This window comes from Marinobacter sp. 1-3A (assembly GCF_016597775.1).
GTDB lineage: Bacteria > Pseudomonadota > Gammaproteobacteria > Pseudomonadales > Oleiphilaceae > Marinobacter > Marinobacter xiaoshiensis.
On sequence record NZ_VCGZ01000005.1, the window covers coordinates 21,353 to 46,699 of the forward strand.

Annotated in this window: 28 protein-coding genes; 13 read left to right on the forward strand and 15 right to left on the reverse strand. The window is 54.2% G+C overall.

Annotated elements, in window-relative coordinates:
- Positions 1-16 precede the first annotated feature (16 nt).
- From hisD to FE848_RS09195, 9 genes are read right to left on the reverse strand one after another with little or no spacing between them, the layout of a single operon-like run.
- Entirely contained in the window at positions 17-1,324 is a 1,308-nt protein-coding gene (hisD, locus tag FE848_RS09155) for a histidinol dehydrogenase (protein WP_200202501.1), read from the reverse strand.
- Positions 1,325-1,353: 29 nt separating this feature from the next.
- Entirely contained in the window at positions 1,354-1,992 is a 639-nt protein-coding gene (hisG, locus tag FE848_RS09160) for an ATP phosphoribosyltransferase (protein WP_200202502.1), read from the reverse strand.
- A gap of 29 nt (positions 1,993-2,021) precedes the next feature.
- On the reverse strand, positions 2,022-3,284 hold the full coding sequence (murA, locus tag FE848_RS09165; protein WP_200202503.1) for a UDP-N-acetylglucosamine 1-carboxyvinyltransferase: 1,263 nt from the start codon (positions 3,282-3,284) through the stop codon (positions 2,022-2,024).
- 28 nt (positions 3,285-3,312) lie between these two features.
- Positions 3,313-3,555 (reverse strand): BolA family protein, encoded by a 243-nt coding sequence (locus tag FE848_RS09170; RefSeq protein ID WP_200202504.1) that lies wholly within the window; start codon positions 3,553-3,555, stop codon positions 3,313-3,315.
- A gap of 25 nt (positions 3,556-3,580) precedes the next feature.
- Positions 3,581-3,889: a lipid asymmetry maintenance protein MlaB gene (locus FE848_RS09175; protein WP_200202505.1), complete on the reverse strand. Its 309-nt coding sequence runs from the start codon at positions 3,887-3,889 to the stop codon at positions 3,581-3,583.
- Complete coding sequence (locus FE848_RS09180) at positions 3,886-4,542, reverse strand: phospholipid-binding protein MlaC (RefSeq protein WP_200202506.1); 657 nt, start codon at positions 4,540-4,542, stop codon at positions 3,886-3,888. Before FE848_RS09180 ends, FE848_RS09175 begins: the two co-directional genes overlap by 4 nt.
- Before the next feature lie 31 nt (positions 4,543-4,573).
- Positions 4,574-5,023, reverse strand: a complete 450-nt coding sequence (gene mlaD / locus FE848_RS09185; protein ID WP_200202507.1) for an outer membrane lipid asymmetry maintenance protein MlaD — start codon at positions 5,021-5,023, stop codon at positions 4,574-4,576.
- A gap of 34 nt (positions 5,024-5,057) precedes the next feature.
- Entirely contained in the window at positions 5,058-5,840 is a 783-nt protein-coding gene (gene mlaE, locus FE848_RS09190) for a lipid asymmetry maintenance ABC transporter permease subunit MlaE (RefSeq protein ID WP_200202508.1), read from the reverse strand.
- Positions 5,837-6,649: an ABC transporter ATP-binding protein gene (locus tag FE848_RS09195; RefSeq protein ID WP_200202509.1), complete on the reverse strand. Its 813-nt coding sequence runs from the start codon at positions 6,647-6,649 to the stop codon at positions 5,837-5,839. Before FE848_RS09195 ends, mlaE begins: the two co-directional genes overlap by 4 nt.
- Positions 6,650-6,961: 312 nt before the next feature.
- Here FE848_RS09195 and FE848_RS09200 point away from each other — a divergent pair, with 312 nt between their 5' ends.
- The 12 genes from FE848_RS09200 (at position 6,962) to yjgA (ending at position 16,304) form a co-directional block, all read left to right on the forward strand.
- Positions 6,962-7,942: a KpsF/GutQ family sugar-phosphate isomerase gene (locus FE848_RS09200; RefSeq protein WP_200202510.1), complete on the forward strand. Its 981-nt coding sequence runs from the start codon at positions 6,962-6,964 to the stop codon at positions 7,940-7,942.
- 22 nt (positions 7,943-7,964) lie between these two features.
- Positions 7,965-8,528, forward strand: coding sequence for a KdsC family phosphatase (locus tag FE848_RS09205; protein WP_200202511.1), 564 nt, complete (start codon positions 7,965-7,967; stop codon positions 8,526-8,528).
- A gap of 2 nt (positions 8,529-8,530) precedes the next feature.
- The gene (lptC, locus tag FE848_RS09210; RefSeq protein ID WP_200202512.1) at positions 8,531-9,151 is read left to right on the forward strand and encodes an LPS export ABC transporter periplasmic protein LptC; all 621 of its coding nucleotides are present in this window, start codon (positions 8,531-8,533) and stop codon (positions 9,149-9,151) included.
- On the forward strand, positions 9,135-9,671 hold the full coding sequence (lptA, locus tag FE848_RS09215; protein ID WP_200202513.1) for a lipopolysaccharide transport periplasmic protein LptA: 537 nt from the start codon (positions 9,135-9,137) through the stop codon (positions 9,669-9,671). The genes lptC and lptA overlap by 17 nt, the downstream gene beginning before the upstream one ends.
- 27 nt (positions 9,672-9,698) lie before the next feature.
- Entirely contained in the window at positions 9,699-10,424 is a 726-nt protein-coding gene (gene lptB, locus FE848_RS09220) for an LPS export ABC transporter ATP-binding protein (protein ID WP_200202514.1), read from the forward strand.
- 174 nt (positions 10,425-10,598) lie between these two features.
- Entirely contained in the window at positions 10,599-12,134 is a 1,536-nt protein-coding gene (locus FE848_RS09225) for an RNA polymerase factor sigma-54 (RefSeq protein WP_265091908.1), read from the forward strand.
- A 93-nt stretch (positions 12,135-12,227) separates the two neighbouring features.
- A complete protein-coding gene (hpf, locus tag FE848_RS09230) occupies positions 12,228-12,536 on the forward strand; it encodes a ribosome hibernation promoting factor (RefSeq protein WP_200202516.1) in 309 nt (102 codons plus the stop codon).
- A gap of 84 nt (positions 12,537-12,620) precedes the next feature.
- Positions 12,621-13,091 (forward strand): PTS IIA-like nitrogen regulatory protein PtsN, encoded by a 471-nt coding sequence (gene ptsN / locus FE848_RS09235; RefSeq protein ID WP_200202517.1) that lies wholly within the window; start codon positions 12,621-12,623, stop codon positions 13,089-13,091.
- A 29-nt stretch (positions 13,092-13,120) separates the two neighbouring features.
- Positions 13,121-14,005, forward strand: a complete 885-nt coding sequence (gene rapZ, locus FE848_RS09240; protein WP_200202518.1) for an RNase adapter RapZ — start codon at positions 13,121-13,123, stop codon at positions 14,003-14,005.
- Between the two features lie 6 nt (positions 14,006-14,011).
- Positions 14,012-14,281 (forward strand): HPr family phosphocarrier protein, encoded by a 270-nt coding sequence (locus FE848_RS09245; RefSeq protein ID WP_200202519.1) that lies wholly within the window; start codon positions 14,012-14,014, stop codon positions 14,279-14,281.
- A gap of 114 nt (positions 14,282-14,395) precedes the next feature.
- Positions 14,396-15,757 carry a magnesium transporter gene (gene mgtE / locus FE848_RS09250; protein ID WP_200202520.1) on the forward strand — a complete coding sequence of 454 codons (1,362 nt, stop codon included), beginning with the start codon at positions 14,396-14,398 and terminating at the stop codon, positions 15,755-15,757.
- Between the two features lie 25 nt (positions 15,758-15,782).
- Positions 15,783-16,304, forward strand: coding sequence for a ribosome biogenesis factor YjgA (gene yjgA, locus FE848_RS09255; RefSeq protein ID WP_200202774.1), 522 nt, complete (start codon positions 15,783-15,785; stop codon positions 16,302-16,304).
- A gap of 18 nt (positions 16,305-16,322) precedes the next feature.
- Here the strand turns inward: yjgA and FE848_RS09260 are convergent, their stop codons facing one another.
- From FE848_RS09260 to FE848_RS09285, 6 genes are read right to left on the reverse strand one after another with little or no spacing between them, the layout of a single operon-like run.
- Positions 16,323-20,087, reverse strand: a complete 3,765-nt coding sequence (locus FE848_RS09260) for a YhdP family protein (protein WP_200202521.1) — start codon at positions 20,085-20,087, stop codon at positions 16,323-16,325.
- Positions 20,088-20,124: 37 nt separating this feature from the next.
- Positions 20,125-21,606 carry a ribonuclease G gene (gene rng / locus FE848_RS09265; protein ID WP_200202522.1) on the reverse strand — a complete coding sequence of 494 codons (1,482 nt, stop codon included), beginning with the start codon at positions 21,604-21,606 and terminating at the stop codon, positions 20,125-20,127.
- Complete coding sequence (locus FE848_RS09270) at positions 21,603-22,205, reverse strand: Maf family protein (RefSeq protein ID WP_200202523.1); 603 nt, start codon at positions 22,203-22,205, stop codon at positions 21,603-21,605. Before FE848_RS09270 ends, rng begins: the two co-directional genes overlap by 4 nt.
- Positions 22,206-22,207: 2 nt before the next feature.
- Entirely contained in the window at positions 22,208-22,684 is a 477-nt protein-coding gene (gene mreD / locus FE848_RS09275) for a rod shape-determining protein MreD (protein ID WP_200202524.1), read from the reverse strand.
- On the reverse strand, positions 22,684-23,574 hold the full coding sequence (mreC, locus tag FE848_RS09280) for a rod shape-determining protein MreC (protein ID WP_200202775.1): 891 nt from the start codon (positions 23,572-23,574) through the stop codon (positions 22,684-22,686). Before mreC ends, mreD begins: the two co-directional genes overlap by 1 nt.
- A gap of 29 nt (positions 23,575-23,603) precedes the next feature.
- The gene (locus FE848_RS09285) at positions 23,604-24,644 is read right to left on the reverse strand and encodes a rod shape-determining protein (protein WP_200202776.1); all 1,041 of its coding nucleotides are present in this window, start codon (positions 24,642-24,644) and stop codon (positions 23,604-23,606) included.
- 375 nt (positions 24,645-25,019) lie between these two features.
- Between FE848_RS09285 and gatC the strand changes: the two genes are divergently transcribed.
- Positions 25,020-25,307, forward strand: a complete 288-nt coding sequence (gatC, locus tag FE848_RS09290; protein ID WP_200202525.1) for an Asp-tRNA(Asn)/Glu-tRNA(Gln) amidotransferase subunit GatC — start codon at positions 25,020-25,022, stop codon at positions 25,305-25,307.
- Positions 25,308-25,347 lie beyond the last annotated feature (40 nt).

Consider the following 25,347-nt stretch of genomic DNA (forward strand, 5'->3'; position numbering starts at 1 on the left):
TTGAAACTGACCAAAACTAATCGTTCTTAATCCGATACTCAGCTGAGCGTGCATGGGCAGTAAGCCCCTCGCCTCTAGCCAACACCGACGCGACTCGCCCCATCCGGTCGGCGCCCTTGGCGCTGAAACCGATGATGGATGAACGCTTCTGGAAGTCGTAAACACCCAGCGGCGAGGAGAACCTGGCGGTGCCACTTGTCGGTAATACGTGGTTCGGCCCAGCGCAGTAATCGCCCAGAGCTTCGGCGGTGTATCGGCCCATGAAGATAGCGCCGGCGTGGCGGATTTCTTCCAGCAGGGCTTCCGGGTTTTCTACGGATAGCTCCAGGTGTTCAGGCGCTATGCGGTTGGAGACTTTTGCGGCTTCGCTCAGGTCTGCAACGTGAATCAGCGCTGCGCGGTCAGTCATGGAGGTGCGGATGATGTCGGCGCGCTCCATGGTGGGGAGCAACTTGTTGATGCTGGCTTCTACAGCATTGAGGAAGTCTGCGTCCGGGCTGATCAGTATGGACTGGGCTTGTTCGTCGTGTTCGGCTTGGGAGAACAAATCCATGGCGATCCAGTCGGGATCGGTTTTGCCGTCGCAAATCACGAGGATTTCCGAGGGGCCCGCGATCATGTCGATGCCGACGGTGCCGAAGACTTCGCGTTTAGCCGTGGCTACGTATATGTTGCCGGGGCCAACGATTTTGTCGACCGCCGGGATGGTTTCCGTGCCGTAGGCCAGCGCGCCAACGGCTTGAGCGCCACCCACCGTAAATACACGGTCAACGCCTGCTATCGCCGCAGCAGCCAGTACCAGATCATTCACCACGCCATCCGGGGTAGGCACTACCATGATAACTTCTGCTACGCCCGCTACTTTCGCGGGAATGGCGTTCATCAGCACGGAAGACGGATAGGCAGCCTTGCCACCAGGCACATATAACCCGGCGCGATCCAATGGCGTAACCTTCTGGCCCAGCACCGTGCCGTCTTCGTCCTGATACTGCCAGGACTTCTGATCCTGACGCTCGTGGTAATCCCGAACACGTTCAGCTGCTTGCTGCAGTGCCACGCGTTGATCTTCTGGAATTGTTTTCAAGGCTTGCCGTAAACGAGCCTGACTCATTTCCAGCTCTGCAACGCTAGCAACATTCAGCCGATCAAACTTCTCCGTAAACTCAAGAACAGCCTTGTCACCACGGGTTTTAACCTCATGCAGGATATGACGTACCGACTCGTTCACCTGATGATCAACACTGTCGTCCCATGCCAAAAGCGTGGCCAACTGACTGTCAAAGTCTGCCTGGGAAGCGTTCAATCGTTTGATGTTAACGGTCATTTCTCAAATCCTGCTTTGGATTATGAACTTTATCTGCGTTTTTCGACGGCGGCGGCCATCTTTTCAATAATGGGGTTAATTTGCTGGTGCTTCATTTTCATGGAAGCTCGGTTAACCACGAGCCTTGTGCTGATGTGATCAATCAGTTCGCGGGCTTCCAGACCATTGGCCTTCAAGGTATTACCCGTGTCCACAATATCGACGATCTCATCTGCCAGCCCGAGAATCGGCGCCAACTCCATCGCACCGTAAAGCTTGATGATATCGGCTTGTCGACCTTGCGTAGCGTAATACCGACGGGCCATGTTGACGAACTTGGTCGCTACACGGATACGCCCTACCGGCGGCTTTTCGCCTTTGGGCCCTGCGGTCATCAGCCGGCAGCGGGCAATATTCAAATCCAGAGGCTCGTAGAGCCCTCCGCCGCCATGCTCCATCAGCACATCTTTCCCTGTCACTCCCAAATCAGCACCACCGTACTGCACATAGGTAGGCACATCGGTGGCGCGGAGAATGAGCACACGCACATCCGGATCTGTGGTGGGGAACACCAGTTTCCGGGATTTCTTGATATCGTCAATCAGCTCAATCCCGGCTTCTGCCAGCAGTGGCAGGGTTTCTTCCAGGATTCGCCCCTTCGACAGGGCGATGGTGATGGAATCTGTCATGCGTCCTTCCGGTTTCCCGTTTATGTCTGTCACGCTGGCAAGCGGCGGATGCTGGCGCCGAGCAGTTGCAGCTTCTCTTCAATGCACTCGTACCCGCGATCAATATGGTAGATACGATCAATAATCGTATCTCCCTCTGCCATCAAGCCTGCGATAACAAGGCTGGCAGAGGCTCGCAAGTCCGTTGCCATAACCGGAGCACCCGTCAGGTGGTCAACGCCTTTTATAATCGCGGCATTGCCTTCCAGCGTGATGTCAGCACCCATACGGGTCAGTTCCTGCAGGTGCATGAAGCGGTTCTCGAACACCGTCTCGATGATGGTACCCGTGCCTTCTGACACTGCGTTCATAGCGGCAAACTGAGCCTGCATATCGGTCGGAAAAGCCGGGTAAGGCGCTGTGCGAATATTAACCGCCTTCGGGCGCTTGCCTTTCATGTCCAGCTCGATCCAATCGGGGCCGGAGGTGATGTGAGCGCCAGCTTCTTCCAGCTTGAGCATTACTGCGTCCAACAAATCTGCACGAGTATCTTTCAGCTTCACCCGGCCGCCGGTGGCTGCCGCCGCTACCAGATAGGTTCCGGTTTCGATACGGTCTGGCAGTACGTTGTAGTGGCAACCATGCAGGCGCTCAACGCCTTCAATTTCGATGGTTGAAGTGCCGTGCCCGGTGATTTTCGCACCCATGGCAATAAGACACTCCGCCAGGTCCACCACTTCCGGTTCGCGAGCCGCATTTTCGAGGATGGTTTTGCCATCTGCGAGAGTTGCCGCCATCAACAGGTTTTCGGTGCCGGTTACCGTCACCACGTCCATGAAGATGTGCGCACCTTTCAGGCGGCCATTCGTTTTCGCTCGAATGTAACCATTCTCTACCTTGATATCCGCGCCCATTTGCTCAAGGCCCTGAATATGCAGATTTACCGGGCGGCTACCAATGGCACAGCCGCCTGGCAGAGACACTTCCGCTTCACCAAAGTGCGCGACCAATGGCCCCAGCACCAAAATGGAGGCGCGCATGGTTTTAACAAGCTCATAAGGCGCATGAAAATGCTTGATGGTATTGGCGTGAATCTCCACGCTCATCTTCTCATCAATCATCAAATCCACACCCATGCGGCCCAGCAGCTCGATCATGGTAGTCACGTCATGCAGATGCGGCAGGTTACCAACGGTAACCGGCTCATCTGCCAGCAGGGTTGCGGCAAGAATAGGAAGCGCAGCGTTTTTGGCGCCGGAGATCCGGATCTCGCCGTCCAGAGGCTTACGGCCCCGGATTAGAAGTTTGTCCACAATAGTAATCCTGTTGTGTGCGAGAGGCTCAGCCTTTGCGCGCAGCCCATTCAGCCGGGGTAAAGGGTTTCGGGTGAAGAGCGTGAATAGTGCCATCCATAATTTGTTGGAATAGCGCTTTATTGATCAGCTGCTGCCGCTTGATGCTCGACAGGCCTTCAAAAACGTCACCTATAACGACCACCATATAATGGTTACCGTCGATCTGTACCTGCACCTCACAACCGGGCAGTGCTTCTTCGACCAACTTGGTGACTTCGGTGGCGTCCATAGTAATTCCTCAGGTATTTATGAAATCAGGGGCGCGATTGTAACCAATCTGCGAGGCTGCTCAAAGCGGCAAGAGAAACGAGGCGATCAGGGGCACCGACAAAAGACAATACAACCCCCTGCTTTTCCGCCAGCCGACTCCAACATAGCAGCATGGAGAGAATAACGCTGTGAGTAGTGGATAAGCCCGAAAGATCTACTACCACGCTATTTCCGGCAGCAGTGATAAGCCGCTCACCTTCAGCCCGCAAGGGAGCAACATTGTGGGCATCAATCGCGCCGGAGACAAACAGCGCGCCTGCCTCCAGCCGAACTGCCGGTGTTTCCGGGCTCATGATTTATTCACTTCGTCTTCCAGGTTGAGGGATTTCACCGCATCGCTCCACCCATCAATAACCACCTCAACCTGTCCGCGATTGGCTTCCATCTCCTGGGTAAAGCGGTCCCGGAAGGAAAGACCAATATTAACCCCTTCAACAATGACGTTTTCCATCATCCAGTTGCTGCTTTCGTCCTTGCGGTACATGGAATAGGTCACTGAATGACGGTTTCCAGATGCCGTAATGACTTCCATGGCTACCGACGCCCGGTTGTCGTCACCGGGATTAATCGTAGCGCCCCGCACCTTGATCTCGAAGTTGTCTGCGCTCATCAACGCCTGCGCGTAGCTATCAAACAGGCTACGTTTGAACTTGACCACGAACTCGTTCCGTTGTTCAGGCGTTGCCTGTCGTGCATAGCGCCCCATTACCCGGGCTGCGATCCGACGGAAGTCCACGAAGTCTTCCAGCGCATCGTCCATATTCTGATAAAAAGCTTCAGGATCACGCTCATAGAGACCACGCTCAGAGGTCAGCTTTCTCACTAACTTCTGCGTGTTTTCATCGACATATTGCTGCAAGTCGTCTTCCGGGCCCGCCTGAACCGATGCCACACAAAGCGCCATCAGTGTAAAGGCGAGAAAAAATCGCTGTGTTAACGCAATCATCGGGCTTCTCCTGCTCTGTCTCTCATCTGGATTATTTGCCAGATGCAAAATTGCTGATCAGCCGTTCAATATTCATGGCCGACTGGGTGGAATAGAAGGTATCACCCGGCTGAAGTGACTCCATATCACCGCCGATGGATATATCAATATACTGCTCACCCAGCAGTCCGGATGTGCGTATTACTGCTGCGCTATCGGCCGGGATATTGTTCACGTCGCCATGGATGGACATGGCCACCCGCGCCTGGAAGGTTTCCTTGTTCAGGGTGATCGAATCAATGCTTCCAACGGTTACACCCGCCATGGAAACCCTACCGCGGGGCGTAATACCGCCGGTGTCGTTAAAATCTGCGTATATGGTGTAGGTGCTTTTGGCAGATTTGGGGGACAGCCCACTTACCTGAAGTGCCAGAAACAGCAGCGCTGCCAATCCAGCCAGCATAAACAGGCCAACTGTGATGTCCGTTGTTCTTTGTGTCATTACCGGCTCCCGGTGTTATCTCGTCAATCGTTGATCAGAAGTTGCCGAACATTACGGCAGTCAGCACAAAATCCAGCCCCAGAACAGCCAGCGAAGAGTAGACCACGGTTTTGGTGGTAGCTGAGCTGATTCCTGCAGATGTGGGCACACAATCATAACCTTGGTAAACCGCAATCCAGGCGCAGACAAAACCGAAAACAACGCTTTTGATGATGCCATTCACTACGTCGTCCCGGAAATCGACAGACGCCTGCATGTTGCCCCAGTAGGAGCCTTCAAAAACACCAAGCCACTCAACGCCTACCAGCATGCCACCCCAGATACCCACCATGGAAAAGATGATGGCCAGTACCGGCATAGCGATAAAACCAGCCCAGAGCCGGGGGGCAATTACCCGTCGCAAGGGGTCTACGCCCATCATTTCCATGCTGGAAAGCTGCTCTGTTGCCTTCATCAGGCCAATTTCAGCGGTCAGCGCCGAACCGGCACGCCCGGCAAACAGCAACGCAGTTACTACAGGCCCGAGTTCACGTACCAAGGTAAGCGCAATCATCTGGCCGATGGCGGCTTCGGAGCCAAAATCACTGAGTATGGTATAGCCCTGCAGGCCCAGCACCATACCGATAAACAAACCAGAAACCACTATGATCGCAAGCGACAGCACACCTACAGAGTACAGCTGCTTCATCAATAGAGGAAAGCCGGTTATCGGGCGCGGAACGCCTGACAGCACCCCCGCCAGAAAACGACCAGCGCGACCTATGGAAACAACAAGGTCTGTCCCACTGCGCCCGAAGGAAGCAATTCTGTCGATCAAGAGACACCTCCTGCAAGCCCGAAATCTTCAGTTGCCGCTGAAGATGGGTAATGGAATGGCACAGGGCCATCCGGATGCCCATTCAAAAACTGTTGTACCTGCTCAGACGGGTGATCCTGCAATTCGGAGGGCGTGCCAGCCCCAATCACTTTACCGTCTGCAATAATGCATGCGTAATGACAAATGCTCAGGGACTCCTGAACATCATGGGACACAAGGACACTGGTGAGCCCCATGGAGCTGTTCAGATCACGAATCAGTTTCACCAGAACGCCCATGCCGATAGGGTCTTGCCCGGCGAAGGGCTCGTCATACATGATAAGCTCCGGGTCCAGAGCAATACTGCGAGCAAGAGCCACGCGCCTATTCATACCGCCGGAAAGCTCAGAGGGCATGAGCTTGCGGGCGCCGCGCAGGCCAACTGCCTCCAGTTTCATCAACACTATGTCGTTAATCATGTCTTCCGGCAGTTTGGTGTGCACTCGCATAGGGAACGCCACGTTCTCGTAGACACTCAAATCAGTAAACAGCGCACCACTCTGGAACAGCATGCCCATTTTTTCCCGGAACTTGTAAAGCTCCTTCCGGCGAAGCTCACCGATCGGTTGGCCATCTACAATAATGCTGCCTGAATCCGGCCGGAGCTGGCCACCTACCAAGCGAAGCAATGTGGTTTTACCACTGCCACTAGGCCCCATAACAGCGGTGATTTTCCCCCGGGGAATCTCCACGGACACACCATTAAAAATGCGGCGATCAGAACGCGAAAACACAACGTCCTTCAATGTAATGTACGAGTCCAACCCCATATTCCTTACCTTTCAGCCCATAGCTTTTAGCCTTCACCCCGCAGCCTAAGCTCTCAACGCCTGACCGTTATGCCTTCAGGGAGCGGCTACATTATGTCAAGGAGCCCTCAAGCTCAATCAATGGTTCCCAAAATGAATTGATAGCAATGATCAGTTTTACTGACCAGTCGGTTTAACTTACGGTAACCAGACTGATCAGCTCGCGGGAAATGTTATACTCCGCTAATCTAATCGCACCCTTCTATTTTCACATAGATAGCACCAAGTCTTTTCATACAAACAGTGCCAACGAAAAAGCAGGTTTTTAGCCCGATGACTGAAAAGAGAACATACGATTTCCGTACTCCCGCACTTCAGGCTATCCGAATAGAAAGAGATGCCATCAGCGCTCTTGAACACCGCATTGATGATCACTTTATACGTGCCTGCGAAGTCATCATGGCCTGCAAAGGCCGGGTAGTCGTAACCGGCATGGGCAAATCGGGCCACATAGGCCACAAGATCGCAGCCACCCTGGCAAGCACCGGAACACCCTCGTTTTTTGTTCACCCGGGCGAAGCCAGCCACGGCGATATGGGCATGATTACCAGCCAGGACGTGGTTATTGCCATTTCAAACAGCGGCAATACCAGCGAAGTGGTTACCATTTTGCCTTTGATCAAACGCATGGGCGCCCCCCTGATCAGCATGACGGGAAACCCCACATCTACCCTCGCAAAAGAAGCCGTCGCAAATCTGGATGTCAGCGTTGAGACAGAAGCTTGCCCACTCGGTTTGGCACCCACTTCCAGCACAACCGCAACTCTGGTCATGGGCGATGCACTAGCCGTTGCCTTGCTGGAGGCGCGGGGCTTCAGCGCAGAAGATTTTGCATTCTCCCACCCCGGCGGCAGCCTTGGCCGCAAGCTGCTGCTCAGGGTGTCTGACATAATGCACACCGGCGATCGTATACCCATCGTCGATGAAGACACGACATTGAGCGGAGCCTTGCTTGAAATTTCCCGCAAGGGACTTGGCATGACCACAGTGGTGAATCCCAATGGCACCATGACGGGCATTTTCACCGATGGGGACCTGCGCCGCACTTTGGATAAATCTATAGATGTACACGTCACCCCTATTCGAGACGTGATGACACGCAACGGCAGAACCATCCAGCCAGACCAACTGGCGGCAGAAGCGCTTAACGTGATGGAAGGCCTTAAAATCAGTGCCCTGCCGGTAACCGATGCAGACGGCGCCCTGGTTGGTGCAATCAATATGCACGACCTTCTTCGCGCTGGCGTGATCTAAAGAACAAATTAAAGGCATCATGATGGACGAACTGAAAAGCCCACTGCAAAAACTCTGGCCGGAATCCCTGCTGGGGAAAGCTGCGGGCATCAAGCTCGTTGCCCTGGATGTTGATGGCATCATGAGTGATGGCAAAATCTACTTCAGCGCAAACGGTGATGAACTCAAAGGGTTCAATATTCTCGATGGGCTGGGGCTGAAGCAACTGATGGCCGCGGGAATCACCGTAGCCGTCATTACCGGTCGCAGTTCGCCACTGACCGAAAAACGCATGAACGACCTGAAAATCACGCACCTGATGCAGGGCCGGGAAGACAAGAAAATCGCGCTGCAGGAGCTGGTCAGCACTCTGGGCATCGCGCCGGAAAACATTGCCTATATGGGCGACGACTTACCAGATTTGCCCGCCATTCGCTACGCAGGCCTCGGCGTTACGGTGCCCAATGGGTACTGGCTGGTTAAGGAGCACGCGGATTACTGCACACACGCGACAGGAGGCAGTGGCGCTGTGCGGGAATTGTGTGACCTCCTGCTGACAGCCGGGGGGCACCTGAACGCTACACTGACGCCTTACCTGGAGTCATAAAAATGGAAGAGAGCGCAAAAAGCAGCTTGCTCTCAAGACTGGCCTTGGCAAACAGGCCTCGGCTGCGCATGCTCGGGCTCGCCATAACCATAGTAGCGACCGCATTTCTGCTGTGGCAAAGCGATGAGCCCCCGCTCAGCAGCTACAGTGATGCCAGGCAGCTCCGTGGCGAAACAGAGCCTGACGGATTCGTGATTAACGGCAACTACACTTCTTACGATGAGAGCGGCCAGCGCAAGATTGTATTTACAAGCCCGCGGATAGAGCAATTCGAAGAAGGCAACCTGGCTGCAATGGAGTCGCCCAGCGCTGAACTGTTTGGCGCTACCGGAGAAGGCCCGTGGATTTTGAATGCCGAGAATGGCACCCTGCGCCAGAACGATGACCTGCTCAACCTTGCGGGAAACGTTCGGGTGGTGCGAACAATAGGCGACCGGGAGGCAACACTGAACACCGAAAGCCTTACGCTGGATAACAAGCAGGGCATGGTTTATACCGATGACCCGGTAACAATCACCGACACCCTTGGCACAACTCGGGCAAAGGGCATGAAAGCGTGGATCAACGAACGCATTCTGGAACTGAATTCCCAGGTGGAAGGACGCTATGAAACCGTTAAATAATTCTGTGCGCAGGCTTCTTGCCACCGTTCTCGCGGCAGGCCTTATGAATTCAGCGACAGCCTTTGACCTTGACTCCGACCAGCCCATTACCGTGAGCGCCGACAGCGCTCGCCTGGACGATGGCAAAGGCATTGCCATCTACACAGGTGCGGTTGAACTGGCCCAAGGTAAAACCCGCTTGTCCGCTGAACGTGTGGTTCTCTATCGCAGCGCCGACGGCCTTAACCGCATCGAGGCCAGCGGCTCTCCTGCCCGCTATCAGCAGCCCGTTACCAGCGGTGAGGGCGAAACCGATGCCAAAGCAAAAAACATTACCTGGTCTGCCACTGACAAACAGCTCACCTTTGAACGTGAAGCGGTGATTGAGCAGAATGGCAACGTATTTCGCGGCGATATCATTCATTACGACACTGAACAACGAGTGGTTACGGCGGAAGGCGGCGAGGATACCGGAGCCGGCCCCGGACGGGTAGAGATGGTTATCCAGCCCCGAGGCAACAGCACAGACTCCACCCAATAACAGCTGACTACAGTAAACAGGAATCCGATGGCAGTCCTCAGAGCGAGTAACCTGGCAAAAAGCTATAAGCAAAAGAAAGTCGTCATCGATGTGTCGCTTGAAATTCGCAGCGGTGAAATCGTTGGCCTTCTGGGGCCAAACGGAGCTGGCAAAACCACCTGTTTTTACATGATAGTCGGGCTGGTGAACGCAGATAATGGCCGTATCACCATCGATAGCCAGGACATCACCTCCCTACCCATGCATGGTCGGGCGCGCAAAGGCATTGGTTACCTGCCTCAGGAGGCTTCCGTGTTCCGCAAACTATCAGTGCGCGACAATATCATGGCAATTCTGGAAACCCGCAAGAACCTGAGCCGAGCCGAGCGTCTGGATAAAGTTGAGCAACTGCTGGAAGAGTTCCATATCACCCACATCCGTGACAGCGTGGGCATGGCTCTTTCTGGAGGGGAAAGGCGCCGGGTGGAGATTGCCCGCGCCCTGGCCATGGAGCCCGCCTTCATTCTTCTGGACGAGCCCTTTGCCGGAGTAGACCCCATTTCTGTCAGCGATATCAAACAGATTATCCGCCATCTCCGGGACAAGGGCATTGGTGTGCTGATCACCGACCACAACGTGCGGGAAACTCTGGATATCTGCGAGAACGCTTACATCGTATCTGGCGGGCACATTATTGCTTCTGGAAATGCCGAAACCATCCTGGCCAACCAGCAAGTAAAAGAGGTTTATCTTGGCAACGAATTCCGACTCTAAGCCATGTTTTCGGTATGACGGCATGCCCGCTCGATTGTTTTGCTGACCCGGAGCAAGTAAACTCGGCAGAGAACTTGCTAGGATAACTTTTAATGGCGGCAAGTGGCCGACACATAAAGAATTTTTAGCCGTAGCAAGAAATTCAGAGCGGGTATAAGTGACGGATCCTGAGCGATGGTTATGAAAGCCTCATTACAATTAAAGCTGGGTCAAAGCCTGACCATGACGCCCCAGCTGCAACAGGCGATCAGGCTTCTACAGCTATCAACCCTCGACCTCCAGCAGGAAATCCAGCAAGCGCTGGAATCCAATCCACTGCTGGAATCCCAGGATGATGACGATCAGATCGACACATCCACTGCGGATAACGAGCAGGACAAGGACAACACCTCAAACGACACCAGTTCAGAGACAGCCCCCGATTCATCCAGTTCTGACTGGGATGAAAGCGAGAACGGCCCCGACTGGCAAACCGAAAATGAAATACCCGACACGATTCCTGACGACCTGCCCGTAGATACCGCGTGGGACGACATCTATCAGTCCGCCCCTGCTCCGGCAGCGCGCAACGAAGACGAAAGCGACCACGATTTCGAGACCCGCAATTCCCCTAGTGAAACCCTTCGGGACCATCTTGAGTGGCAATTGAACCTCACTCCCTTTGGCGAGCGGGATCAGGCCATTGCTCACGCTCTTATGGACGCCGTAGACGAGCAGGGCTACCTCACAAGCCCTTTGGAAGAGATCTACAGCGGCCTGACGAACGATACGGATGACGACCCCCTGGAGATGGACGAAGTCGAAGCAGTGCTGCGCCGGCTGCAGTTCTTCGATCCTCCCGGGGTGTTTGCGCGAGATCTCCAGGATTGCCTGCTGATTCAACTCAACCAATTGCCACCAGAGACACCCTGGCTTGCCCAGGCAAAGCTGGTAATCACACATTATATAAACCTGCTGGGCAACCGTGATTACGCCCAGCTGCTTCGCCGCAGCCGCCTTAAGGAAGACCAGTTGCGCGATGTGCTGGCACTTATTACCAGCCTCAACCCGCGCCCCGGTGACATCATTGATCGCACAGAGCCGGACTACGTGATTCCCGATGTTATCGTGCGCAAACACAATGACCGCTGGCGTGTTGAGCTAAATCCGGAAATTGCGCCGCGCATACGCGTGAATGCCAGCTATGCTTCATTAATAAAACGTGCGGATAGCAGCGCAGACAACACCTATCTGCGCGACCAGCTTCAGGAGGCAAAATGGTTCATCAAGAGCCTCCAAAGCCGCAACGAAACACTGCTGAAGGTAGCAACCCGGATTGTTGAATATCAGCAGGGTTTTCTGGATCACGGTGAAGAAGCGATGAAACCGCTGATCCTGTCGGATATTGCCCAGCTTGTGGAAATGCACGAATCGACCATTTCCCGTGTGACTACGCAGAAATACATGCATACACCGAGGGGCGTTTTCGAGCTGAAATATTTTTTCTCCAGCCACGTCAGTACCGATGAGGGCGGAGAATGCTCATCAACAGCCATTCGGGCAATGATCAAAAAGCTCATTGCTGCAGAAACACCGAAAAAGCCGTTGAGTGATAACAAAATTGCAGCCATGCTGGGAGAAGAAGGAATCAAAGTGGCGCGACGCACTGTTGCAAAATACCGCGAAGCCATGAACATTCCGCCCTCAAATGAACGCAAGCGACTGGTTTAAATCCGGCGCAGCAAATGGTTTTCGCTGGTGCAGCCATGCGCCAGCACTCAGACCGGCTCCCTGAGCCGGAAAGGATGACAACAGGAGACGTCTATGCAACTCAACATTTCAGGCCGTCACGTAGAGCTGACACCCGCTCTGAAAGACTATGTAGCCGAGAAGTTTGAACGACTCGAGCGGCACTTCGACCACATCAGTAACTGCCAGGTAACATTGGAAGTAGATAAGGTTCGGCAGATTGCAGATGCGACGCTCCACGTGGTTGGTGGTGAGATTCACGCAAAGGCGGAAAATGAGGATATGTACGCAGCCATCGACGGACTCGTCGACAAGCTTGATCGTCAGATCCTCAAGCATAAAGAAAAGACTGTAGACAGGATGCAGGGACACACCGCCCGCTAGGCGAGTGTTTTCAGGCATGTCATCTAATCAAGCTGCGACGCGAACTACGCGTCGCAGCTTTTTTCACGGAAGCGCGGTCGATTCATGAGCGACACAACTCTGACAATAGACAACATCCTTGTGCCGGAGCTGACTCTGTGCAATGTTCCCGCATCAAGTAAAAAGCGGGTTCTGGAGACCATTGCCGAGCAGATTCGGGAACACAACGATTCGGTCAACGAAAGTCAGATCTTCAATAATCTGATTGCCCGGGAGCGGCTTGGCAGCACTGGAATTGGCCAGGGGATAGCCATTCCCCATTGTCGCCTCGAAGGCCTTGAGCAGGTTATCGGCGTGCTGATGACTCTGGAAGAAGCTGTCGAATTCGACGCTATAGACAACCAGCCAGTGGACCTTCTGTTCGCACTTATTGTGCCCAAAGAAGCCACCAGCGAGCATCTTGAGCTGCTTAGCCAGCTCGCTGAAAAATTTAACGAGCGCTCATTCTGCGACGCTCTCCGACAGTGTGAAGATGCACAAACACTGTTCCAACGCATGACCGCCACAAGCGGCTGACATCCATTCGGGCAACAGGTTATTTCACTATGAAACTGATCATTGTCAGTGGCCGGTCAGGTTCCGGCAAGAGTACCGCTCTGCACGTACTGGAAGACCTGGGATACTACTGCATTGATAACCTGCCAATCGGGTTGCTGTTCCCCCTGACACGGGAAGCCGCAAACCAGCCAGCACCGGGGCGGCTGGATAAAATGGCCGTCAGCATTGATGCCCGAAACCTCTCTAGCGAGCTGGCCAATTTCGAAGAGATTCATCGCAAGCTCCGGCGAGATGATATTCAGGTTGAGGTTATCTACCTGGATGCCGATGAGCAGTCTCTCCTGCAACGGTTTCACGCCACCCGGCGCAAGCACCCCCTGAGCGACGACAAAACCTCCCTTAGAGAGGCTATCAGCAACGAAAAAGAGCTGCTTGAGCCACTTTCAAAACTCGCGGATTTGCACATCAACACCAAAGGGCTGTCGATGTATGAGCTACGGGACATGGTGAAGCAACGGGTTGCCGGCCGCAAAGACCAGGAACTCGCGCTACTTTTCCAGTCTTTCGGATTCAAGCACGGTGTGCCGCTGGACTCTGATTATGTATTCGATGTGCGCTGCCTGCCCAATCCCTACTGGGACCATAGTTTGCGCAAGTTTACCGGACTTGATCAGCCTGTTATCGAATTTCTCGAGGCTGAGCCTGACAGCAGCAAGATGGTAAACGATTTGATCGGGTTTCTGGAAAGCTGGATTCCATCTTTTGCGGACAGTAACCGCAGCTACATGACCATTTCTATTGGTTGCACCGGCGGCCAGCACCGCTCAGTGTATATCTGCGAACAGCTGGGGAGGCACTTCCGCAAATCCTGCAGCAATGTGCAGGTACGCCATGCCGAACTGCCTCACCTGCAGGCCCGGAAAGAGATCTGACCTGCTGTGATACGCCACCCCATTGTCATCATCAACAAGCTTGGACTTCATGCCCGCGCCACTGCCAAGCTGGTGGCCACGGCTTCGCAGTTCGACAGCTCCGTGAGAATCTGCGGCAAAGGGCGCGAAGTGGATGCCAAAAACATCATGCATGTAATGATGCTCGCTGCCAGCAAAGGCACAGAGGTTGAACTGGTGGCCGACGGCCCGGATGAAGAAAAAGCTATAGAAGCCCTCTCAGAATTGATCAATGACTATTTTGGCGAAGGCGAGTAAGCCACTCTTAATTGCCTCAACTGCCCATTTTTCCTGGCGTATCCCTGTAACTCTTTCTCACGTGCTGCGGCTAACTCCGTTATAATGCAGGCGTTTTCTGACTGCAGGTGATTCATGTCCGATATTCTGGAAAAAAGCCAAGCCCGCCAACGCCTCCGCTCACTGAGCGAAGCGCTGGACAGTGGTGCGCTGAAACAGGTTGCCCGTATTCTCAATGGTGGCCTTAGCCCCAGTGATATCGCGCACTTGCTTGAATCATCACCACCACGCCAGCGTGCCTTGCTCTGGAACCTGGTAGACAAACAGCTCGAAGGCGATGTTCTCCAGTACCTTAACGAGGACATACGCGCAGAGTATCTGAGCCGACTGAACGCCCAGGAACTGGCCGATATTATTGAGGACTTCGAGTCCGACGATCTCGCCGACCTTCTGCAACAACTGCCAGACAAGGTGATCCAGGAAGTTCTGGACACCATGGACGAGCAGGATCGCCAACGGGTTGAGGAAGTCCTGTCCTACCCGGAAGACACCGCCGGCGGCCTGATGAACACGGACACCATTACCGTGCGTCCTGATATCAGCATTGATGTGGTATTGCGTTATCTGCGTCGGCACCGGGCGCTGCCCCCGATGACCGACAGCCTGATTGTAGTGAGCCGGCGCGATGAATTTATCGGGATGCTGCCAATAACCAAGATGCTTGTTTCAAACCAGGCGGCAACTGTTCGGGAGGTTATGGATACAGATATAGAGCCGATTCCCGTCGCGCTCTCAGATACCAAGGTGGCCACCCTGTTTGAACGTTACGACCTTATTTCTGCGCCGGTTGTAAACCAGGAAGGCCATCTACTGGGCCGGATCACCATCGATGACGTGGTAGATGTTATCCGTGAGGATGCAGATCATTCACTGATGAGTATGGCCGGTCTGGATGATGATGAAGACACCTTTGCTCCGGTCTGGAAAACCACACGGCGCAGGGCGATCTGGCTGGGCGTTAACCTGATCACGGCTTTCATCGCTTCTGGCGTTATTGGCCTGTTCGAAGACACCATCGAGAAGGTGGTTGCCCTGGCTGTGCTCATGCCCATAGTAGCCAGCATGGGCGGAATCGCTGGTAGCCAGACCCTCACCCTGGTTATCCGGGGCATGGCAGTCGGGCAGATCAGCGGGACCAATGTGGGCTGGTTGCTGAACCGGGAGTTTCTTTCCGGTATTCTCAACGGCATACTTTGGGCCGGCGTGGTAGCCGCCGCAGCAACCGCCTGGTTTCAGGATTTGTTAATAGGCGCCATTATTGCTGCTGCTCTGATTATTAACCTGGTTGCCGCCGCGCTGGTGGGTACCGTATTACCGCTGTTCCTGAAATCCCGTGACATCGACCCGGCACTGGCAGGCAGCGTTATACTGACAACCGTCACAGATGTGGTCGGTTTCATGTCATTTCTTGGCCTGGCGACTATTTTTTACGCGTGAACCGAAAAACCTGGATGAAAACATGATCGACGACCACGAAGACGAGGCTCCGCAATACTCGGGCCCAAGCAAGTCCCAACTCAAGCGGGAAATGCATGCGCTTCAGGGCATTGGCAAGCGCATGCTGGACCTGAGCAACGAACAGCTTGATACGCTAACCATTAGCGACACTCTGAGACGTGCCATTGAAGAGTCTCGCAGAATCAAGCAAAACGAAGCCAAGCGCCGCCACCTGCAGTATATTGGCAAGATTATCCGGCAGGAAGATGACCCGGAAGCAGTTGAGCGAGCTATTGATGCGTTCGATTCGGGAAGTGAAGAGCATACTCGTCGCCACCACCTGGCTGAGCGCTGGCGCGACCGGATGATTGCCGAGGGCGACTCGGTTGCCGGAGAATTCTTCAACTACTGTCCTGGTGCCGACATACAGCATTTGCGCAATCTTGTTCGCAATGCCCGCAAAGACCTGGAAAAGCAGAAAAACACCGGGCAAGCCCGCAAGCTGTTCCGCTACTTGCGGGAGTGCGTTGACGAAGCTGAAGCCTGATGGTGGCATCGGCCCAGGCTACTTGCCTGTGTCAAACACACTGCGCAAATCGACTTTAGGCTCATCCCAGGGGCCGGTCACATTGTAGGTGGCGCTGGTGAGCCTGCTGAGCGGGTCTCCCAGCACCTTATCCAAAACGAATAGCGCTCCACCAATGGGTGCACCGGCACCCATCAGTAATGCAGCCAGAGGCAGGTTCTGGGTGAGTGGCAGAACCACAACCAGGCGCATATCGAACACCTCGTCCGCCAGATTAGTGCTTCCGCTGAGCTTGAACGCTCCTGAAGGGCCAACCACCTGCAGCTCCGGATCCATTGTCAGCAGGCCATCCTCCAGGCGCGCCTTGCCCGAGATTGCATCAAAGGCTACGCCACGTTTATACAGATCCGAAAAATCCAGCTTGAGCCTGCGCCATAGCGTATCGGAGTTGAGCAGGTTGAATATCCTGAACACCTGCGCACTATTGTTGCTCTCCAGAATTACGCCATCATCCAGGCGAAAGCTGACGTTTCCGCTGAGACTTGCCAGGTCAAATTCATCAGGCCGCCCTGGCCATTCCAGATCGAGCTCAATGTTGGTTTGCTTGTTCGATAAAGGTATTTCGGTATCGAAAAGCCCATCCAGGTCCGCCAACGCTCCCCCCGTGACAGAACCCGAAAACTGACTGGTTTCCCGATTATTTACAACACTCCAGGTCATATCGCCCTGCAGTGTAATGGACTTCAGGTGGCCTTCAATGCCATGGACGTTGAGCTTCTGACGCTCAGGTCGAAGCTGAAAAGACCAACGCCCCAAGCTGTCATCGTTAAGGCGCAAATTGGATATGGCAACATCTACATCTGGCCAGCTCTCCATATCCATTGCGCGGAAGGCTTCAAGTTGCTGCTCTATGGTCAAGAGTTCTGGCGCATCCCTGGCTGCAGTCTCGTCCCGAACCAGCTGCACCACTGCAAAATCAGCAGTTACAAGACTATTATCATTCGGGATATCAATCCGGCCAACCGCCCGCTCTGACTGCGTGCTCAAAACCCAGCGGTCGCCAAGATCAAAAGCCTCCAGCTCTATGTTTCTGAGGATCTGTTCCCCAAGATAGAGTTCACCAAAGGTCAGCTCAACACCGGAGTTCTTCAACAAAAGATCGAAGGTAGCGCGATTCTCCCAGGTTCCTGAAATACCCAAACCTTGCTCGTTTCCGGTATCTATCTCCGCCAGGAGCGGCGCGGCCTCACCTGCCTTTTTTGAAAAGGGGTCTGGCCAGTCGACAGAAAGCCCTTCAAGACTGGAACGAAGCGTTATTCTTGGGGGGCTTGCCGCTATAACATCCAGCCGGGCAGAGTAGTCAAACTCGCCTTTAAGGCCATACTGGCTGCCACCAGAGCCGCTACTACTCACTTTCCGGGAATCTACAAGCCCTGCCTGACTAAACGCTTTGGCTACAGATAACGTTCCCGTTTGCTCAATCCGCAGTGCCTGCGGCGTGTCGGGCTGACTAAACGCCACCTTGACTGGCTCGTCCAGAAAGTGGGCACTCAAGGGCGCTCCGGAAAAACCCTTTGTTGAATGGTACGTCAACGCTCCTGTAATCCTGTCCCAAAGCAGGTCCGTGCCAGGATAGGCTATCGAGCCATTACCGGTGCGGACATTAGCTTCAACCAAGGGTGATGCATCGTCCTTGAGAGGCAAATCTATCGACAGATCGAGTTTGTAATCGCCGCCGTACTGCAGCTTTGCAGCCTCAGACCCAACCATGGCGCCAAAAGGACTGTTGGCCAGCCAATAGCTGATGGAATCTGCCGCCACAGGCGCAGAAACATTCACCTGCACAAGCGCGCCTTCCTCCTCCGGAATCACGGCGACAGTGCTCGGATCTATCGCCAAGCCGCCAGTGGTTCCCGCCTCCAGATGAACCAGCGTATCGCCGTTTTGTATATCAACACGCCCGCGCGCGCCGGTCACCTCTGGCCACTGGCTATCATAGCGAACACTGGCGTTATCAAATTCATACCACATGGAGGAAACAAACGAGCCCGAGGGCGCATCTTTACCGATTTGGCCATGGCCGTAGTAGACACCAGACGTTATGTCTGCCTTTGTTATGGACGTAGTCAACCACTCATAGAGCCCAGCATCCACGATCTTCTCAGGAACAAAAGCGGCCAGCATGGAGGCTTCGCCATTCTCGACGCCAACACGGAGACCGAGATTGTCCTCACCCTCCTGATCCAGTTTCAAATCGAAAGCGCCGTTCAACTGGGTGCCACTGCCATAACTCATGCGAATATCGTCTGCATAAACACGGGTGACTGGCCCATCCATACGCCAGGCTACTGTCGCGAAGAATTCTGGCAGGGACCACTCACTGCTGAACAGTTCCGGGAAAGAAAGAGTCACCGGGCGGGCGCCCGCGCGAGCCCGAACGTAGCCAGTACTCTGGTCAACATATATAAAACCGTTCACTCCGCGCACGGCTGGCGCACCACCATAGGCAGCCGCGCCAACATCCCGGAGCCGCCCGGAGAATTCAAAGCTATTGTCGTCACTCCCCGGAACACGGATTGTCACACCATCCAGAAACCCTGAAGGACGATAGTTCTCCAAAGCGTCACTGGCCACTGGCGGCAATAATGGCAGAGTGCCTGTCAGGCGTCGAAGCGGGCGCAAAGGCATGGCATCGGCGGTGATGGTAATACCCTGTGGCTCTGGAACCAGCCTCAAGCTGAAGGGCGGTACCTGGTCCCCGTTCCAGGTCCAGGCGAGCTGTTTCAGATGCCACTCGCCAATAGTCTCTGGCCGATCACCGCTCTCCTCCGGGTTCACCATCACAGCATGGTGCCGGCGCCAGCCAAAACGGGCACGAATGTCTTCCAGTGGTGCCAGCGACTCCCCGGCAACGCCCAGTTGCAAGTAGGGTGTTCTTACGGTGCCGCTGACCTGTTGCAAAACTCCTTTGCGGAAGGTTAGCCATGCCTCACCACCCAGATCAAAGCCTTCCACACGAATATCTCGCCACTGGTATTCATCTATCAGTCCATCAAACAAGCGCCCGGAATCTACGCTGAGATAGAGCTGACCACTGAAATCACCACGGAAGAACTGTTTTCCTACAAGGGTAAAACTGGCCAGCTGTTGAGTAGTCGCGGACCGCATAGCTCTGCCAGATGCCCGGAACAAACCTTGCTGATACATCAGATCAAGCTGGGGAATATCGAGAAAGCGGAGTTGGCCCTGGTTGTCGCGAATACCCAGGTTCACACGGGTAACTTTTATGTAAGGGTCCGACAACCATTTCCCGGAAATTCTGAGCCAGTCCCGGAAACGATTGTTCAGGGGCTCCGGAATATCAGCCCCCCGCACACCCACTTCACCACTGCCCTGCTGGTTCAGTGTTAACTCAAGCCCGTCAGCTTCAAAATCCTCGAATACAATTCTGAAACGCATCAACGATGCAACCGCATCAAAGCGAATGGTCAAATGCTGCAGGCTTACAACCCGGTCACCGGAGTCCGGATTGGTGACTTCTATGTCTTGTGCGGTAAAGGAGGGATCGAGCCAGAACCAGCGCGAAGACAGACTACCAATACTCACGTCGTGGCCCAGACGGGCAGAAAGCTCTTGAGAAAGCTCGTCCCGGAAAGAATCCACGTTTTGGGTAAGTTGCCTACCTATGCCGGCATAGAGAGCCAGCAGCACCAGCACAACCAGTATCAGCCACCATACCGCATTGGCAAGCAGCGCCATCAAGCGGCCAGGCTGACTCTCGGAGGACGTCTTCAGGGAATTCATCCCCTGCTATCCTCGGCGCCGGTGTATCGCCCCGGAGTCAGAGCAAAACAACATCGTACTGTTCCTGGCTGTAAAACGGCTCTACCTGGAAGCGAACGGTCTTGGCGATAAAGGTTTCGAGATCCGCTACGTTGTCTGACTCCTCATCAACAAGGCGATCGACTACGCTTTGGGACGCCATCACCAGATAGCTTTCTGCATCGTAGGCACGGTTTATCCGCAGGATCTCCCGGAAAATTTCGAAGCAAACTGTCTCGCTGGTTTTCAGAAAACCTCTGCCATCGCAGATAGGGCATGGTTCGCACAGAACCTGGCCGAGGCTTTCTGTGGTTCGCTTTCGGGTCATTTCCACCAGGCCCAGCTCAGACACGCCAGTGATTTTGGTTTTGGCATGATCCCGCTCGAGCATTTTTTCCAGCATCCGGTGTACCTGGCGCTGATGCTCAACATCTTCCATGTCGATAAAATCGATGATGATGATGCCACCCAGATTGCGCAGGCGTAGTTGGCGACTGATTGCCCGTGCAGCTTCAAGGTTGGTCTTGAAAATGGTCTCTTCAAGATTACGATGCCCCACGAAGGCACCGGTGTTGATATCTATGGTGGTCATTGCTTCAGTCTGGTCAATGATCACATAGCCACCAGACTTCAGCTGTACTTTGCGGCTCAGTGCTTTTTGAATCTCGTCTTCTACCGAGTAAAGATCAAAAATAGGCCGCTCTCCGGGGTAATACTCCACCTTATCGGCAAACTCAGTCACAAACTCGTCAACAAACTCCATAACTCGCTGGTGGCTCTCGCGGCTGTCGATGCGCACTTTTTCTGTCTGTGGCCGAATAAGATCACGGATGGTGCGGATAAACAGGGGCAGGTCCTTATAAACGGCGGCCGGCGCCTGAACCTTCTCAATCCGCTCATGTATCGACTGGCTAAGGTGGTGCAGATAGTTCATATCTGCAAGCAACTCTTCTTCTGACGCGGCTTCCGCTGCCGTTCGAATGATGTACCCGCCCTGCACATCCGGGTGCGCTTCGGCGCCCTGCTCAACAATGGCTTTCAAGCGGTTACGCTCGGTTTCATCTTCGATTCGCTGGGAAATACCCACATGGCTGACGTCGGGCATGAACACCAGATAACGCGAGGGTATGGAAAGTTGAGTGGTAAGCCGGGCACCTTTTGTGCCGATGGGGTCCTTGGTGACCTGAACAACCAGCGACTGACCTTCCCGCAGCAAAGTGCGGATATCTGGAACGGGTTTAGGTCCATCGCCGGGAACTACTGCACTGGCCTGGCTGGAGACCACATCGGAAGCATGGATAAAGGCCGCCCGCTCCAATCCTATATCTACAAATGCCGCCTCCATGCCGGGGAGCACGCGCACAACCTTGCCTTTGTATATGTTACCGACAATGCCTTTGCGGCTGGCACGCTCAATGTAGGCTTCCTGCAGCATTCCGTTCTCAACCAGCGCGACCCGGGTTTCAACCGGTGTTACGTTGATCAGGATTTCTTCGCTCATGATTGGCTCTCCTGACTACTCATCCAGTGCTTCCAGACAGGGCCACCGGCATCCGCCAGCAAGGCGGCTGTTTCCTGCAATGGCAGGCCAACAACCGCACTGTAACTCCCTTTGAGTTCCTTCACAAAAATACCACCCAGGCCCTGAATTCCATAACCTCCAGCCTTGTCCATGGGCTCGCCTGAAGCTGCATAGGCTGCAATCTCAGTCCTCGAGAGCACCCGAAAGGTAACTTCCGTAATAACCAGCGTGGAGTCACAGCCATCATCCTTGGCCAGCGCAACGCCTGTCATTACCTGATGAGTTTTACCAGACAACATCCCCAGCATGGCTTGGGCATCGGCTTCATTTGATGGTTTGCCCAGAATAGCGCCATCCAGAACGACAGACGTGTCCGAGCCAATAACCCACTTCCCGGGAAAATGGGCAGAAACCGCAAGTGCTTTCTCCCGGGCTAGCCGCTCCACATAATCACCGGGGGCTTCAGATATTCTCGGTGTTTCGTCGATGTTGGCCGGCTGCACCGAAAAGGGGATGCCTATCTGCGTGAGCAACTCCGAACGACGTGGCGATGCAGAGGCGAGAATAATGGATGTCATGGCTAGCCCAGTTTCCGGTTAATGTTGTCCAGCAGTATGCAGAACACCGGCCATATCAAAGCGCTGGTTATCGCTGGCCAAAGATAACTGAAGCCTGCATCCTCGCCCCCGAACATCTGCTTGAGAAAGTGCACCAGCATCTGGTTAATACCCAACAAAAGAAAAACCATCAGACACTGCTGTGGCATGGGGTACATCCGCAGCCGCTGGTGGATGGTCAGCACCAGAAACGCAATCAATCCCATGCCAAGGGCATTAACACCCAGCGGGGTTGCCTCCAGAATGTCCAGTAACAGGCCCAGACACCACGCGAGCAATACGCCGAACTGCGCAGGTGCGCGGAAGGTCCAGTAAAACACCACCAGACCTAACCATTCCGGACGAAACTCAAACCAGCCCGAGGGAAAGAGAGAAATGCTCAATACCAGTGACGCGACCACAGACAGCACAAATACCGGATAACTGATGACAGATAACATCAGTCTTGCCCCCCTTGAACCGCGTCCATTGCCGGGATATCGGAAGGCACCTCATCACCTGTTTCTGGCTCGCGTTCGCTTTTAGGCGGGAAGACAACCAACACCAGGCGGCTCTGATTAAGCTGTGCCTTGGGTCGGGCCCGAATGGTAACAAAAGGCTCCCCAGGCTCCTTTTTGATCAGACTTACCTCGGCAACCGGGTACCCTCTGGGGAAACGCCCACCGAGGCCGGAGCTCACCAGAAGATCGCCCTCACGGATATCTGCCGTATCTGGCACGTGCACCAGATCCAGAGTGCCTGAATCGCCGGTACCCAAAAGGATTGCGCGCAGCCCGTTGCGCACAACCTCAACGGGTACCGCATGACTACTGTCCGAAACGAGAAGCACACGAGAGGCAATTTGACTGGTCTGAACCACCTGCCCCATCAGGCCATGGGCATCCAGAATGGCCTGCCCCACTTGCAGGTCATCACTACGGCCTTTATTGATAATAATTTCATGGGAATAGGGATCTGGCGATACGCCCACAACTTCGCTGACTATTACCCTGTCATCCAGAAGTTCGGAGGAGTTCATCAAGCGGCGAAGTTCATTGTTTTCAGATGCCAGTGCGGCGTATTTGAGGGCCCTACGCTCGAGGATAAGGAGCCGGGCTTTGAGATCTTCGTTTTCCTGTTTAACATCTTCCCGGGTGGTAAACAGGCCGGCAACCCAGTCGCTGAATTGATAGGGCGCGTTGCCAAGCCAGTAAACCGGCGTCAGGCCGGTTGCCAGCGTACTGCGAACAGGAGTAACACGGTCAAACTGCTGGTCGGCCACGATTAACGCCGCCGATACCAATACAACAAGCAGAAGCCGGAGGCCTGGTGCTGGCCCCTGAACAAAAATGGTTTTAATGGCGATCCCTCCCCAAAGGATTATCCCTCCTGGGAGAACATTCCAATGCCACCCCGGTCAATAACCTCCAGCGCCTTGCCACCACCACGGGCAACACAGGTTAGCGGATCTTCTGCGATGATTACCGGCAACCCGGTTTCTTCACTGATCAGCTTGTCCAGCCCACGTAACAGAGCACCACCACCAGTAAGCACGATGCCACGCTCAGCAATATCTGACGCCAGCTCTGGCGGAGACTGCTCCAATGCACTTTTAACTGTCTGTACTATTTGTGCCAGGGATTCCTGAAGAGCGTCCAGAATTTCCTCACTGTTAAGTGTGAAAGCACGGGGCACACCTTCGGCCAGGTTACGGCCACGCACGTCAATTTCGAGAATTTCAAGGCCTTCGTATGCACAGCCAATTTCGTGTTTGATACGCTCGGCAGTCGTGTCACCAATCAGACTGCCGTAATTGCGGCGCACGTAGGTAACAATGGCTTCATCAAACTTGTCACCGCCAACCCTGACTGAATCGGCATATACAATGCCATTCAGGGAGATAATGGCGATTTCTGAAGTACCCCCACCGATATCTACAATCATTGAGCCACTGGCTTCTTCAACCGGAAGCCCTGCGCCTATTGCAGCGGCCATGGGCTCTTCAATCAGAAACACCTCCCGTGCACCGGCACCCAGAGCCGACTCGCGAATGGCTTTGCGCTCTACCTGGGTCGATTTGCTGGGCACACACACCAGAACCCGCGGGCTTGGGGTGATAAAGCTGTTCTCATGCACTTTGTGGATGAAGTGCTGGAGCATTTTTTCAGTCACCACGAAATCGGCGATAACGCCGTCTTTCATCGGGCGAATGGCAGTGATGTTGCCAGGTGTACGACCCAGCATGCGTTTCGCCTCGGCACCGACGGCGGCAACCGTTTTCTGGGAGTTGGTGGTACGAATGGCTACTACGGACGGCTCGTTCAGCACAATCCCGCGGTCACGCACGAAAATAAGGGTGTTGGCGGTGCCCAGATCAATGGACAGGTCGCTGGAGAATAAGCCTCGGAGTCTTTTAATCAACATTCGTGTAGTTTCAACCTGAGAGTTGCGGTTGCAGAAAGATGCGGCAACTTTATCAGTGAGCCCCCCAGCAGGCAAGGCGGCATCGGGCTTCAGACCCTGTTATTCTCGCATTTTAGCCATACTTTGGCCTCTGCCGCATGTGTTGGAATCTGTTAACATGTGCCCTCGAATTTTTGGTCTGGGTGCAAGGCCATTCGGGGAACGCTTTTCAAAACACGCTACAAGCACATCCATGTGCGCTTGTTTCGGGCCGTCCATGGCCCTCTACAGTTTTGAAAAGCGCTCCCCGAATGACCCCATAACTCGGTGCAACACTCTTTTTAGAGAGAGTGTCCTTTATTACCGACATTTCATTTATCTGGGAGGCAATTCGTGTCCATTTCCCGTGAAGACATAGAAAAAGTCGCCGTTCTTGCCCGTATCCGCGTAGACGAAGCGCAGATTTCGGCGCTGGAGAGCGATCTGGGCAACATCCTGAATCTTGTCGACGAGCTCAGCGCAGCCGACACCGCAAATATTGAGCCCTTGTCTCACCCTCTGGATGCTGTGCAGCGTTTGCGTGCAGACGAGGTAACCGAGACCAATCAAAGGGAAGCCTTTCAGGCAATCGCGCCAGCCACTGAAGACGGCCTCTATCTCGTACCTCGCGTTATTGAGTGATCTGACGAAGCCCACCATCAGCCCTCTATCAGGATTGAAC